Raw genomic sequence first — 13,653 nt, 5'->3', positions numbered from 1 at the left:
ACATGGCATTACTCACTGAACACGAACAACGCAAAGTTGCCGAGGCGATTGCCCGGGTCGAGCGCGATACGGACGCCGAACTGGTGACCGTGCTCGCGGCCCGGGCTGACGACTATGCGTACATCCCGCTGCTCTGGGCCAGCCTGCTGGCGCTGGTGGTGCCGGGTATCGTGCATTACCTCACGGGCTGGCTGACGCTGCACAGTTTGTTGCTGGTGCAATGGATCACGTTCATCGTGCTGTGCCTGGTGTTCCGGATTCCGAAAGTCACCACGCACCTGATTCCGCGCTCGGTGCGTCATTGGCGCGCCTCGAACCTGGCGCGCCGGCAGTTTCTGGAGCAAAACCTGCACCACACGGTGGGCAGCACCGGCATGCTGATATTTGTCTGCGAAGCCGAGCGCTATGTGGAAATCCTGGTGGATGAAGGGATTTCCAAACGGTTGGACAACAAGAACTGGGATGGGATTGTGGCGGCGTTTACTGAGCAGGTGAAGCAGGGGCAGACGTTGCAGGGGTTTGTGACGTGTGTAGAGGCGTGTGGCGAGTTGCTCAAGGTGCATGTGCCGGTGACGCATGTGAGGAATGAGTTGCCGAATCGGTTGGTGGTGTTGGGGTAGGCTTCTGGATTCTTGTTCGACTTGAGATCCACCCCTCACCCCAGCCCTCTCCCCAGGGGGTAGAGGGAGCCTACCGAGTTGGATGTTCGAGATACTGCGACCTGAAAATTTTGAGTCGAACTCAGGTTATGAAAAGCCCCCGATCGGCTCTCTTTCCCCCTCTCCCCAGGGGGTAGAGGGAGCCTGCCGAGTTGGATGTTCGAGATACTGCGACCTGAAAATTTTGAGTCGAACTCAGGTTATTAAAAGCCCCCGATCGGCTCCCTTTCCCCTTCTCCCCCATGGGGAGAGGGCTGGGGTGAGGGGTGGTTTTCAAACCGTTCGGTAAATAACTGCGTGTCCCCAACCCCCATCCCCCCTAAAATACCCGCCATTCCCCGATCCGCACCGCCCGAGGCCGCTTTTCCCATGTCTGTCACCGCCACTCCCGCCAGCCTCGTGCCGGATCACCACGCCCAGTTCGTCGACCTGCTGCAAACCAGTCTCGACGACAACGCCTTCATCAAACTGGTGCTGGCCAAGTACGTCGGCACTGAAATGGACTTGCAGCGGCTGATCATCAAGCAGCTGACGGTCAAGGATCAGCCCTGCCTGTCCTTCGTCTACCGCTACAAAACCCGCGACATCACCAAGAATTTGCCGATTGCCGAGGGCGTAGCGACCATCGCCGCACTTTTGCCGGCATCGTTCAAAAATGCGCATTTGCTGTCGCTGACGGATGAAGCCCAGCTGGAATACAGCAAAAAGGGCAAGTCTTCACTGTTCAAGAGCAAACCTCAGCAATTGCGTGAAGTGCCATCCGCTGAGCATAACCGCGAGAAAAACCGCTTTCTCGACCTGAGCCGGCCGTTCCTCGCCGACCTCGGCGTGACCAACAAGCAACATGAGCTGATCCCGGCGATGTCGCGCAAGTGGAAGCAGATCAACAAGTTCATCGAGGTCTTCAGCCACGCGCTGACCACCTCGCCACTGGCGCTGGACAAGCCGGTTCAGGTGGCGGATTTCGGCTCGGGCAAGGGTTACCTGACGTTCGCGATCCACGACTACCTGCGCAACACCTTGAAGGCCGAAGGCGTGGTGACCGGCGTCGAGTTGCGCGAAGAAATGGTCAACCTGTGCAACGCCGCGGCCGCAAAGCTCGAGCATCCGGGGCTGGTGTTCAAGTGCGGTGATGTGCGCAGCGTGGCGCCGAGCGAGCTGGACGTGATGATCGCGCTGCATGCCTGCGACATCGCCACCGACTACGCGATTCACACCGGCATCCGCTCCGGCGCCTCGATCATCATGTGCTCGCCATGCTGCCACAAGCAGATCCGCCTGCAAATCCAGAGCCCGGCGCTGCTCAAGCCGATGCTGCAATACGGTCTGCATTTGGGCCAGCAGGCAGAAATGGTCACCGACAGTTTGCGCGCGTTGTTCCTGGAGGCCTGCGGTTATGAGACCAAGGTGTTCGAGTTCATCTCACTGGACCACACCAACAAGAACAAGATGATCCTGGCGGTCAAACGTGCCGAGCCGGTTGATCCAGCCCAGCTGTTGGTGAGGATTCAGGAACTGAAGGACTTCTACCACATCAGCGAACATTGCCTCGAAACCCTGCTGCGGGCTGACGGCTACCTCTGACCCCTGTGGGAGCGGGCTTGCTCGCGAAGGCGGTGTGTCAGTCAACCTGGATGTTGAATGTTACGGCCCCTTCGCGAGCAAGCCCGCTCCCACATGGGGCTTGACCGCGGTCTTGCGTCCCAACATCACGGTCACGATCACCCCGGCGGCAAACAGCCAAGTGATCGGCTCGATGTGTTCGCCGAAGAACAGCGCCGAAAAGGCGATGGTGAAGAAGATCTGCAACAGCTGGATCTGACTGACCCGGGCAATACCGCCCATCGCCAGCCCGGCATACCAGGCAAAGAAACCGATGAACTGCGAGAACAGCGAGACGTAACCGAAGGCCCACCAGGTCTTGGCTGAAATCTCGCCCTGATGTTGCAGCGCCAGGTACACCACCGGCCCGATCAGCAACGGCGTCGACAACACCAACGCCCAGCAGATCACCTGCCAACCGCCCATTTCCTTGGCTAATCGGCCACCCTCGGCGTATCCCAAGCCGCCCACGGCAATCGCCCCGAGCATTAGCAAATCACCGGCCTGAATGCTGCCGGCCCCGCTGATCAGCGCATAACCCAACACCAGCGTACTGCCCAGCGCGGCGCAGGCCCAGAAGGCTTTCGACGGTCGTTCGTGGGACAACCACGCGGCGTACAGCGCAACGCAAAGCGGTTGCAGGCCGTTGACCAGCGCACCGTGAGACGCCGGCAAGGTTTGCATGGCCCAGGCCGACAACACCGGGAAGCCGAGGATCACCCCGGCAATCACCAGGGTCAGGCCTTTGACCTGTTTCCAGGTCGGCCACTTCTCCCGGCGCCACAGCAACAGCAACGCCGCCGGAACCGCCGCGAACAGCGCACGGCCCAGGCCGTTGAGCAGCGGATGGAGTTCCTGCACGACGATTCGTGTGAAGGGCAGGGTGAGGCTGAAGATCACAACGCCGAGCAGGCCGAGGGCCATGCCGGTGTTTTCGCGCGAGGACATGATGGCAACCAGAATCTAGGGTGGCGGGAAGACCTTCATCTAGCCATAAACGCTGGGTATGCCGCTGTTACAGCTAGGCACAAAGATAGGCGTACAGTTTGGTGACGCCTTCGCGAGCAGGCTCGCTCCCACAGGAGGAATGCGTTCCCATGTGGGAGCGAGCCTGCTCGCGAAGAACGATAACGCCGTAGTAGCTGGTTATTACCCGACCCCGCAGATAAGGACTACCTTGAATACTCCTGCAGGCCCACGTATTTCCCAGAGGAGTCCTCCCCATGGCGGCTAAAAAAATTCTGATGCTGGTCGGCGATTACGTCGAAGACTACGAAGTGATGGTGCCGTTTCAGGCGCTGCTGATGGTCGGCCACACGGTGCACGCGGTGTGCCCGGACAAAACCGCCGGTCAGACCGTGCGCACGGCCATCCATGACTTCGAAGGCGACCAGACCTACAGCGAAAAACCCGGTCACCTGTTTGCCCTGAACTTCGACTTCGCCAAGGTCAAGTCCGAGGACTACGACGCCCTGCTGGTACCGGGCGGTCGTGCGCCGGAGTACCTGCGCCTGAACGAAAAAGTCCTGGAACTGGTGCGAGCGTTCGACAAGGCCGGCAAACCGATCGCCGCTGTGTGTCACGGTGCACAATTGCTGGCGGCAGCGGGGATTCTCGAAGGTCGCGAGTGCAGCGCTTACCCGGCCTGTGCCCCGGAAGTGCGCCTGGCCGGCGGTACGTTCATCGATATCCCGGTGACGGAAGGTCACGTTCAGGGCAATCTGGCCACTGCGCCAGCCTGGCCGGCGCACCCGAGCTGGCTCGCCGGTTTCCTCGGGCTGCTGGGCACCAAAATCACGCTGTAACGAGGGACCTTTCCATGTGCGAGCTCTACGTCAAAGCCGATCCGATTCTCTACGAATCGCGCTCCCGCTCGCTGCGCATCTGCGGGGTGGTCACCACCCTGCGACTGGAGAATCAGTTCTGGGACATCCTCAGCGAAATCGCCGAGGTCGACGGCATGACCACCAACCAGTTGATCGCCAAGCTGTATGAAGAGGTGATGGACTACCGCGGCGAGGTGGTGAATTTCGCCTCGTTTTTGCGGGTCAGCTGTACGCGGTACCTGAGTCAGCGACGGGTGCAGATGCCGGAGTTATCGGTGGTGCGCGCGGTGGTGAAGTAGGGTGGTTTTGCGATGAGCTGGTGGGCCCCTTCGCGAGCAGGCTCGCTCCCACAATGGAGTGATGTACACAAATCCACTGTGGGAGCGAGCCTGCTCGCGAAGGCGCCGGTACAGGCGACAGAAATCCCGACGTGGTCTTTACTCTGAAGCGCGAAACCTCTCAATTGCCAAGGAGAAAGAGCATGTCTGGATGGTATGAAGTGAGCAAAAGCAGCAATGGTCAGTTCAAGTTTGTACTGAAGGCCGCTAACGCGGAAATCATTCTGACCAGCGAGCTGTACACCACTCGCGGCGCTGCCGACAAAGGCATCGTGTCGGTTCAGAGCAATAGCCCGCTGGATGAACGCTACGAGAAGAAAACCACCAAGGATGGCCATCCTTACTTCAACCTCAAGGCCGGTAACCACGAGATCATCGGCAGCAGCGAAGCTTACGCCTCCGCTGCCGCGCTGGAGAAAGGCATCGCCAGCGTAAAGGCCAACGGGCCGACCACGGTGATCAAGGACAAGACCTTGCCGGTGCTTTGAACACACCGTTTGAAGCTTGAATGCAAATCCCCTGTGGGAGCGAGCCTGCTCGCGATGAGGCCATCACATTCAGCATCTTTTTTGAATGTGATAACGCCATCGCGAGCAGGCTCGCTCCCACATTGGTTTTGTGTGTGTTTTGAGATCAGCGCAATGCGGTCAACAAGTCTTGCAGCTGACTGCAACCCGCCTCGCCGAGTGGAAACACCGGCAACCGTGGATCGCCCACTTCCAGCCCGGTGGCGCGCAAGCCGGCCCGCGAGCAAGCTCGCTCCCACAGGGATTTGTGTACACCGCAGATCCAATGTGGGAGCGAGCTTGCTCCGGGCGGCGTTCCGACGATGGCGTCAGCCGCGTCGCCGCTAAACCTCGACTGGAACTGTGAGCTTTGGGCTGCCCAACGCATGGGTCTTGGAATCAAAAAACCGCAACGCCACACCCGTGCCCTCAAACACCTTCGCGTAATGCCGCTTCTGGTGCTGAATGAACGCCTTGCTGCGCGGGTAAATCGAGATCGCCACCACCTGCGGTTTCGTCTGGCGCAAGGCGTGGATGATGTGGCTGTCCTGCTCACCCAGGGCATGACCGAAGAGGCACAACCCGTCGCCATGACCGAGTAACTGGTCGTAGCAGAACGACAGATAGTCCGAGCTGCGAATGGTTTTGAGCTTGTCCTGCGCCGGACCTTCATTGACGAACAGCGGCACGTCGTCGAGGGTCTTGATCGTGTTGTTGATCGCGAAACTGCCCAGCAACGTGCCCTCGGTCGACATCAGTTTGCGCGCCGTGCCGTCCTGATTACGCACCAGATGCAAACCGCCGTGCAGATACAGAAGGCGGGTTTTATCGGTCGCCGTGGCGCTCAGATCAAAGCTTGGCTCTGCACCCTGGAACAGGTCGCTGATCGCATCAGGCTGGTGCTGGATCGCCCAGTAATTGAGCAGGTCATAGTTGGTGGTGAAGACGGTCCGGTAGTGGCACAGTTCCTGATTGATCGTCGCCAGTGTCGAAGGCACCACCAGCCGCCACGGGATGTGCACCGCGTGCACGGTGTTGATCAGCGCTTCCTTGATCGCGTAGTAACGATTGCGTGGTGCGGCGGAACTCACGGCCAGGGCCTTGTTGACCCGGCTGGTGGTTTTCAGCGCGCTGAGCACTTGCTCAAAGCTGCGCGTCTGCATGGCGTCGAACACGCTCAGCTCGGACTGGCTCAGGGGTTTTTCTTCGACGGTGCGGGCGTTTTCGAACAGCGAGTCGTAGCCGAAGTCGTCCCACACGGCGCGGCTGGCGCCGTTGCCCACCAGCAGGCCGCTGAACGAGGCGGTGGCGCGCAAGGCGTTCCAGTCTTCAAGTTGGGCATCAACATCCTGGAAATCGGTCATTGCGGGCAAAGTCTCAAAGCAAAAGGTCTGATGGGCAGCGACTTTATCACGACCAAGACTTGAGCCAGATCAAGTTACTGCGTGACCGATAGGTCGATCCTGTGGGTACCCGCTGGATCGGCGCTGCCGATTCGGCTTCAGCCAGGAGACTCGCTCATGAGCAGCACGTTTTTCATCCCCTCCGTGAACATCATGGGCATCGGTTGCCTCGACGAAGCCATGGACGCCATTAGCAAGTACGGTTTTCGCAAGGCGCTGATCGTCACCGACGCCGGACTGGCCAAGGCGGGCGTAGCGAAAATGATTGCCGAGAAACTGGCGATGCAGGACATCGATTCGGTGATTTTCGACGGCGCCAAACCTAACCCGAGCATCGCCAACGTCGAGAGCGGTCTGGGTCTACTGAAGGAAACCCGCTGTGACTTCGTGGTGTCCCTGGGCGGCGGTTCGCCCCATGACTGCGCCAAAGGCATCGCGTTATGCGCGACCAACGGTGGGCACATTCGCGATTACGAAGGCGTCGATCAATCCACCCATCCGCAACTGCCGCTGATCGCTATCAACACCACGGCGGGCACTGCCAGCGAGATGACCCGTTTCTGCATCATCACCGACGAATCCCGTCACGTAAAAATGGCCATTGTCGATCGCAACGTCACGCCGCTGTTGTCGGTCAACGACCCGGCGCTGATGGTCGCCATGCCCAAGGGCCTGACGGCCGCCACCGGCATGGACGCGTTGACTCACGCTATCGAAGCCTACGTTTCCACGGCCGCCAATCCGATTACCGATGCCTGCGCACTGAAGGCGATCACGTTGATCAGCAACAACCTGCGCCTGGTCGTCCGCGACGGCAGTGACATGGCTGCGCGGGAAAACATGGCTTACGCGCAGTTCCTCGCTGGCATGGCGTTCAATAACGCATCCCTTGGTTATGTCCATGCCATGGCTCACCAGTTGGGCGGGTTCTACGACTTGCCTCATGGTGTGTGCAACGCGGTACTGCTGCCCCACGTACAAAGCTTTAACGCCCTGGTTTGCGCCGATCGACTTACCGATGTCGCCCTTGCGATGGGCGTCGATGTTCACGGTTTCACCCCGGAAGCGGGCGCCCAGGCGGCCATCGTGGCGATCCGCAGCCTGTCTAAAGACGTGGAAATCCCCGCCGGTTTGCGTGAGCTTGGCGCCAAGCTCAACGACATCCCGATCCTCGCCACCAATGCCTTGAAAGATGCGTGTGGCCTGACCAATCCCCGCGTGGCGGATCAGCGCCAGATCGAGGAGATTTTCCGCGGCGCCTTTTAGGAAGTCTTGCGACCGGGCGCGAGCATGACGCAAAGCATCGCGCCCAACGCCAGCAAGGTACACAACAGCGACAACGGCCATGCCTGCCGGCTTGCTATCAGGCTGGCAACCCCACCAATGGCAGCGGCCATCAGTTGATGAATGAAACCGCTCAACGCCATCGCATACGCACCGCCGACCGGCGAACCGTCGTTGGCCAGGGACAGGCTGATCGGGTAATTCAACGACTGGCCGAACACCGCAACGCAATAGGGCAACCAGAACAGCAGCGCCACTGAAGTACCCGCCATACTCCCCAGCAACATCACTGCGCTGCCGGCCAGCATCAGCCCCACACCTGCCGTCATCAACCCGCGTTGACCGGTGCGAAGTACAAAGCCATTCACCGCCAAAGCCCCCAGAAAATACGCCGCGCTGATCGGCCAGCCCAACAACCCGTATTCCACGGCCGACCAGTTGAACGGTCCTTGCAGAATCAGCGGCGCTGCGGTGTTGAACGCCACAATCACCCCGTACCCAAGACCGGCGGTGAGGGCCGGCAACAGAAAGGCTCGATGACGCAAAATGCGCCAATAGCTCGGCCAGGCGGATGACGGGGTATTTTCCTCGGCCAGCATCGGGAACGTAACCCGGGCCACGACCAGCCCCATCATCAGACTCACACCCCCCAACAGGTAGAAAATCGCTGGCCACCCCAGCGCCACCTGGATGATCGACCCCAGGTATTGACCGATACCCAGCGCTACCACAAAGGAAATTGAAATCCAGGACAACGCCTTGGCCAGAAGACCACCGCGGAAACTGTCGCGGATCAGTACCCGAGCCATGACCGAAATTCCGCTGGCGCCAATGCCCTGAATCAGCCGAAACGCCAGGAACGATTCAAGCGTCTGGCTCAGGGGCAGGGCCAGATTGCCCAGCCCGTAGATGCCCAGCGCGGCGAGCAACACCGGTTTGCGGCCGATGCGCTGGCCCAGGCTGCCCCAGAACAACATTGGCAGCGCCATGCCAATCAAATACACCGCCAGCCCCCAGGAAACCTGCGAGGCGTCGGCGGACAGATCCCGGGCCATGACCGGCAGCGCCGGCAGGTAAATGCTCATGCCCAATTGGGCGAGGAAAACCGTGCAGCAGGTGACGAGGAGGGTGGTGCTGCTTTTCATTGAATCTTCCCTGATTTTAGTTCAACAGCCGATTTCCCGGCCTCGAGTGCGTAAAAGCTCGGTAATGAGTTCACAAAAGTGGCGGATCAGCGTCGGCTCCATGTCGGCGCGCAGGGTGATTCTAATGGCAGCCTTGCCTTGTGCGACCACCGGGAAAAAGACGGCCGAGGTGAAGTAACCGTGATTGGCCAGCTCCATGGCGATGTTGTTGGCCAGCACGGCTTCGCCGCAGTTGACCAGTCGAATCGCCATGTTGCTGTTATGTTGATCGGTTCGTATGAGGCTGTCGAACAGCCGGATATTAACCTGAAGTTTTTCCTGCAACGCGGCAAATTCCGGCGTGCGATGAAGCTGGATGGACGCTCTGCCCGCGCCAATGGCTGCACTGTTCAGGCTTTGCGACCAATTACTGGGGCCCCCGTAACGCGCAATGAGCTTCTTCTGCCGTTCATTGCCCAGCATCACCAGACCACCGCTGGCGCCAAACGACTTGGCCAGCGAGGCGACGATCAGGCAGTCATTCTCCAGGGTATGCATCCTGGGGCGCACGAGGCCGGCGCCCATTGTTCCGACGGCGGACAGCGCGTGGGAATCGTCCAGATAGAGAAACAACCCATAGCGGTCCTTGAGATACAAAAGACTGTCGAGGTCTGCGACCCCGCCCATGCTGTAGGCACCGTCGGCAACATACGCGACTGTGCGGTACTGCTGGCACTGCTTCTCGAGAAAATCCATGTCGTTATGCGGACAGGTCACGACCGTGGTTTCATCCGCGCAGGCAGCTTTGAGGTGATTCATTGAGTAATGCGCCAACCGGTCAAAGACCATCACGGGAGGGCGGTTTTCCGTAAACACGCCGCTGGCCAGCAAGGGCAGAATCCCGGCACTCGCCGCACTGCACGACAAGGTGCTCAGGCAGCTGGCGCCGAACAACTCGGACAGTTCGGTTTCGTACTGTTCCAAAATTGCCAGCTTGCAACGATTCTTTGAATTGGCGACGCGCAGGGTGCCGGTTTCCCACAATGTGTTCATGGCGCCGTCGAGAATGTCGGGGTGATGATCCAGGCCCAGGTAAGACGTCGTACAGAAATGATGAAAGGCGCGCCCGTGCTGATCGAGCATCCGGTTGGCACTTTTGATTTCGACGTTGAGCCCTGAAATTTTCCCGGCTTCAGCGCTCTCCCAATCGTGATCGGCCAACGCGATGACTTTGCGGTAGTTGGTGTAGCGGTTTGCCGCGTGTGCTGTCTGGTCCATGTGAAGATGACTTTCCTTGAGTGAAACGATCCATGGGTTTGTTGCAGTTCGTGTGTGTTTCCAGACTTTACAGAGCGGGGCAGAGGCTTTGAATCGGCTGTTTCCGATACGGATGAGTGTTACAAGAGATTTATGTGTAGGGCGATGCCTCGTGATGTTGTGGGCCAATTGCTTTGCCGAGTCGCGTGGAAACCGGGCTATCCTGCCGATTCAGCCGAACAGAAGTCATCGAGCCCTCCATGCTGCAAAAAAGCCTGATCCGCCGCCTCGACCTGATCACTCTCCAGCTGTTTGTCGCCGTTCATGAGGAAGGCACGCTGACCCGTGCCGCCGCGCGTGAAGCCATCGCCGTGTCGGCGGCCAGCAAGCGGCTGATGGAGTTGGAGGAAGCGCTGGGCATCAGCCTGTTCGTGCGCCAAGCCAAGGGCATGACCCTGACGCCGGCCGGTGAAACCTTGTTGCACCATGCTCGGCAGATGCTGTTCAACGTCGAGAAAATGGGGCTCGAACTGGGCGAACACAGCCACGGTATCCGCGGCTATGTGCGGATGCTCGCCAACTTGTCGGCGATCATTCAGTTTCTGCCCGAGGACCTGCGGGACTTTTCCGAGCGTCATCCTCAGGTCAAGACCGATCTTGAAGAGCGCCCCAGCAGCGGGGTGATTCAGGGTGTGCTGGATGGCGTGGCGGACCTGGGGATCTGCTCCAGTGACAGCGACGTCAAGGGTCTGCACAGCGTGCTTTATCGACAGGACAAACTGGTGGTGTTGATGTTGCCCGATCATCCGTTGGCGAGTCGTTCCAGCCTGGCTTTCGCCGATACGCTGGGCAGCGATTACGTCGGTCTGCATTCCGCCAGTTCGATCAACATGCGTACCCACGCAGCCGCGCGCCAGGCCGGCAAAGTGCTGCGGCTACGGATTCATGTACCGGGTTTCGACGCCATGTGCCGGATGGTCCAGGCCAACATGGGCATCGGCATCCTGCCGCAAAAAGCCTATGAGCTGTTTGGCCGGGCGTTGGGCTTGCACGCGGTGCCGTTGACGGATGACTGGTCGGATCGCGCGTTGGTTCTGGTCGTGCGCGATGAAGCGGCGCTGTCACCGGTGAGCCGGATGTTGTTTGAGCAGTTGCGCGGGCAGGTCTGATAGATCTCGATTGGATGGGCGAGCCTCTTCGCGAGCAGGCTCGCTCCCACAGTTGATCTGTGGCGTTCATAAGTCCCTTGTGGGAGCGAGCCTGCTCGCGAAGGCGGACTCAAGGTAAATCCTCAAGGCGTTCGCGTTTCGCGAACGCTCGTTGCCAACTGAAGGTTGGATTCCAGCCCCCGTGGTCCTCTAGCCTTGGCTCATATTCCAAGAACAACATGAGGTACCCCGCGATGACTGCCCCCTTAAGTGCAATCAAAGTGATTGAGATCGGCACGCTGATCGCCGCGCCGTTCGCCGCGCGCATGCTCGCCGAGTTCGGCGCCGAAGTGATCAAGATCGAAGCCATGGGTCAGGGCGACCCGCTGCGCAAATGGCGCAAGCTGCACGAAGGCACGTCGCTGTGGTGGTACCTGCAATCGCGAAACAAGAAGTCCCTGGCGCTGAACCTGAAATCCCCCGAAGGCATTGAACTGGTCAAGCAACTGGCGACCAGCGCCGACGTGTTGATCGAAAACCTGCGTCCCGGCGCTCTGGAGAAACTCGGCTTGGGCTGGGACGTGTTGCACGCCCTCAATCCCAACCTGACGCTGGTGCGCATTTCCGGTTATGGCCAGACCGGCCCCTACCGTGATCGCCCGGGGTTCGGCGCCATCGGCGAGGCCATGGGCGGAATTCGCTACACCACCGGCACCCCCGGTTCACCCCCGGCTCGGGTGGGCGTCAGCCTCGGCGATTCCCTGGCTTCGCTGCACGCGGTGATCGGTGCCTTGATGTCGCTGCTGCGGGTCAAGACCGGGCAGGGCGGGGGGCAAGTGGTCGATGTGTCGCTGGCTGAAAGTGTGTTCAACGTGATGGAAAGCCTGGTGCCGGAATACGACATGCTCGGCCATGTTCGTGAGCGCAGCGGCGGGGCCTTGCCGGGCATCGCGCCGTCCAACACTTACTTGACTGCCGATGGCGCCTACGTGGTGATCGCCGGCAACAGCGACCCCATCTACAAGCGCTTGATGGACGTGATCGGTCGCCGTGATCTGGCCGATGCGCTGGAGTTTGCCCATAACGACGGGCGTGCCGCCAAGAGCAACGTGCTCGATGCGGCGATCACTCACTGGACCAGCAGCCTGCCGATCGACGATGTGTTGTCGGCACTGGAAGCTGCCGAAGTCCCGGCCGGGCGCATCTATTCAGTCGCCGACATCGTCGCCGATCCGCACTATCAGGCGCGGGACATGCTACTCAACGCCGACCTGCCCGGCGGCGCTACGGTGAAGATGCCCGGCATTGTGCCGAAAATGTCCGAGACGCCCGGTGGCGTGAACTGGTCCGGACCTACGTTGGGCCAGCACACCGACGGCATTCTCGCGGGGCTGGGCCTTACAGGTTCGGACATCGAACGGCTGAAAGCTGAAGGGGTGGTGCAATGATCACTGATTTTTCCGAGACCCTGATCGTTCAGGAAGTCTCCCCCCGCGACGGCTTGCAGATCGAGCCGACCTGGGTCGAAACCGTCGACAAGATTGCCTTGATCGATCAGCTGTCGCTGGCTGGTTTCAGCCGCATCGAAGCAGGCTCGTTCGTTTCCCCCAAGGCGATTCCGGCGCTGCGCGATGGTGAGCGGGTGTTCAAGGGCATCGCCCGGCAACCGGGGGTGATTTACGTCGCGTTGATCCCCAACCTGAAAGGCGCGCAACGGGCGCTGGCGACCAGAGCCGATGAGTTGAATCTGGTGATGTCCGCCAGCCAGACCCACAACCTGGCGAACATGCGCATGCGTTGCGAAGCCTCATTGGCCGCGTTCGGCGAGATCGTGCAATACGTGGACGGCACGAAAGTGCGGCTCAACGGCAGCATCGCCACCACCTTCGGCTGCCCGTTTGAGGGCAAGATCGATGAGGATCGCGTGCTGCAAATCGTCGAGGCTTATCAGGAACTCGGGATCCAGGGCATTACCCTGGCCGACACCACCGGCATGGCCAATCCGCGGCAGGTTGATCGTCTGGTGCGGCGGGTCTTGCAGCGAGTTTCACCCACTGACTTGACCCTGCATTTCCACAACACTCGCGGGCTCGGTCTGTGCAACGTACTGGCCGCCTATGAGGCCGGTGCCCGGCGCTTCGACGCGGCCCTCGGCGGGCTCGGCGGTTGCCCGTTCGCGCCGGGCGCCTCGGGCAATATTTGCACCGAAGATTTGGTCAATCTGTGCGATGAAATCGGCATTCATACCGGCATCGATCTGCCGCTGTTGCTGCAATTGTCGCGAGGATTACCCGCGCTGCTGGGTCACGAAGTGCCCGGTCAGCTGGCCAAGGCCGGACGCAATTGCGATTTGCATCCGACGCCTTCCTGATAACACCGAACAAACCCTGTGGGAGCGAGCCTGCTCGCGAAAGCGGTCTGACATCCAACATTGCCGGTGACTGATACACCGCCTTCGCGAGCAGGCTCACTCCCACAGTAAAAGCTTTCCGAGCATCTCAACCAG

13 protein-coding genes and 1 pseudogene are annotated in these 13,653 nt (G+C 60.0%); 9 read left to right on the top strand and 5 right to left on the bottom strand.

All coding sequences use genetic code 11. From position 1 onward, the window contains the following. Positions 1 to 2: 2 nt before the first annotated feature. Positions 3 to 620 carry a TPM domain-containing protein gene (locus ACYZTW_RS26390; RefSeq protein WP_462002432.1) on the top strand — a complete coding sequence of 206 codons (618 nt, stop codon included), beginning with the start codon at positions 3 to 5 and terminating at the stop codon, positions 618 to 620. 408 nt (positions 621 to 1,028) lie between these two features. Further along, positions 1,029 to 2,243, top strand: coding sequence for a class I SAM-dependent methyltransferase (locus ACYZTW_RS26385; RefSeq protein ID WP_462002431.1), 1,215 nt, complete (start codon positions 1,029 to 1,031; stop codon positions 2,241 to 2,243). 60 nt (positions 2,244 to 2,303) lie between these two features. Here ACYZTW_RS26385 and ACYZTW_RS26380 read toward each other — a convergent pair whose 3' ends face one another. Further along, a complete protein-coding gene (locus ACYZTW_RS26380) occupies positions 2,304 to 3,209 on the bottom strand; it encodes a DMT family transporter (RefSeq protein ID WP_462002430.1) in 906 nt (301 codons plus the stop codon). 275 nt (positions 3,210 to 3,484) lie between these two features. Between ACYZTW_RS26380 and ACYZTW_RS26375 the strand changes: the two genes are divergently transcribed. From ACYZTW_RS26375 to ACYZTW_RS26365, 3 genes are all read left to right on the top strand, one after another. Beyond that, positions 3,485 to 4,066, top strand: a complete 582-nt coding sequence (locus ACYZTW_RS26375; RefSeq protein ID WP_008152949.1) for a DJ-1/PfpI family protein — start codon at positions 3,485 to 3,487, stop codon at positions 4,064 to 4,066. 14 nt (positions 4,067 to 4,080) lie between these two features. Next, a complete protein-coding gene (locus ACYZTW_RS26370) occupies positions 4,081 to 4,386 on the top strand; it encodes a ribbon-helix-helix domain-containing protein (protein ID WP_462002429.1) in 306 nt (101 codons plus the stop codon). Positions 4,387 to 4,568: 182 nt separating this feature from the next. After that, positions 4,569 to 4,913 carry a YegP family protein gene (locus ACYZTW_RS26365; protein ID WP_462002428.1) on the top strand — a complete coding sequence of 115 codons (345 nt, stop codon included), beginning with the start codon at positions 4,569 to 4,571 and terminating at the stop codon, positions 4,911 to 4,913. Between the two features lie 145 nt (positions 4,914 to 5,058). On the opposite strand, the pseudogene ACYZTW_RS26360 reads toward ACYZTW_RS26365, so the two are convergent. Then, positions 5,059 to 5,181, bottom strand: a pseudogene (locus tag ACYZTW_RS26360) (dihydrodipicolinate synthase family protein); the annotation flags it as partial. Between the two features lie 94 nt (positions 5,182 to 5,275). Continuing rightward, the gene (locus ACYZTW_RS26355; protein WP_462002427.1) at positions 5,276 to 6,295 is read right to left on the bottom strand and encodes a DUF4917 family protein; all 1,020 of its coding nucleotides are present in this window, start codon (positions 6,293 to 6,295) and stop codon (positions 5,276 to 5,278) included. Positions 6,296 to 6,451: 156 nt separating this feature from the next. Here ACYZTW_RS26355 and yiaY point away from each other — a divergent pair, with 156 nt between their 5' ends. Beyond that, positions 6,452 to 7,600, top strand: a complete 1,149-nt coding sequence (gene yiaY, locus ACYZTW_RS26350) for an L-threonine dehydrogenase (protein WP_462002426.1) — start codon at positions 6,452 to 6,454, stop codon at positions 7,598 to 7,600. On the opposite strand, the gene ACYZTW_RS26345 is transcribed toward yiaY, so the two are convergent. Next, positions 7,597 to 8,763: an MFS transporter gene (locus ACYZTW_RS26345; protein WP_462002425.1), complete on the bottom strand. Its 1,167-nt coding sequence runs from the start codon at positions 8,761 to 8,763 to the stop codon at positions 7,597 to 7,599. The genes yiaY and ACYZTW_RS26345 overlap by 4 nt on opposite strands. 21 nt (positions 8,764 to 8,784) lie before the next feature. Then, on the bottom strand, positions 8,785 to 10,020 hold the full coding sequence (locus tag ACYZTW_RS26340; protein ID WP_462002424.1) for an aminotransferase class I/II-fold pyridoxal phosphate-dependent enzyme: 1,236 nt from the start codon (positions 10,018 to 10,020) through the stop codon (positions 8,785 to 8,787). A 239-nt stretch (positions 10,021 to 10,259) separates the two neighbouring features. On the opposite strand from ACYZTW_RS26340, the gene ACYZTW_RS26335 reads away from it, so the two are divergent. The 3 genes from ACYZTW_RS26335 (at position 10,260) to ACYZTW_RS26325 (ending at position 13,518) form a co-directional block, all read left to right on the top strand. Then, complete coding sequence (locus ACYZTW_RS26335; RefSeq protein ID WP_462002423.1) at positions 10,260 to 11,168, top strand: LysR family transcriptional regulator; 909 nt, start codon at positions 10,260 to 10,262, stop codon at positions 11,166 to 11,168. Between the two features lie 233 nt (positions 11,169 to 11,401). Then, entirely contained in the window at positions 11,402 to 12,595 is a 1,194-nt protein-coding gene (locus tag ACYZTW_RS26330; RefSeq protein ID WP_462002422.1) for a CaiB/BaiF CoA transferase family protein, read from the top strand. Then, positions 12,592 to 13,518, top strand: coding sequence for a hydroxymethylglutaryl-CoA lyase (locus tag ACYZTW_RS26325; protein WP_462002421.1), 927 nt, complete (start codon positions 12,592 to 12,594; stop codon positions 13,516 to 13,518). The genes ACYZTW_RS26330 and ACYZTW_RS26325 overlap by 4 nt, the downstream gene beginning before the upstream one ends. Positions 13,519 to 13,653 lie beyond the last annotated feature (135 nt).

This window comes from Pseudomonas sp. LB3P25 (genome assembly GCF_054897985.1).
This window is presented reverse-complemented; position numbering and strand designations above follow the sequence as displayed.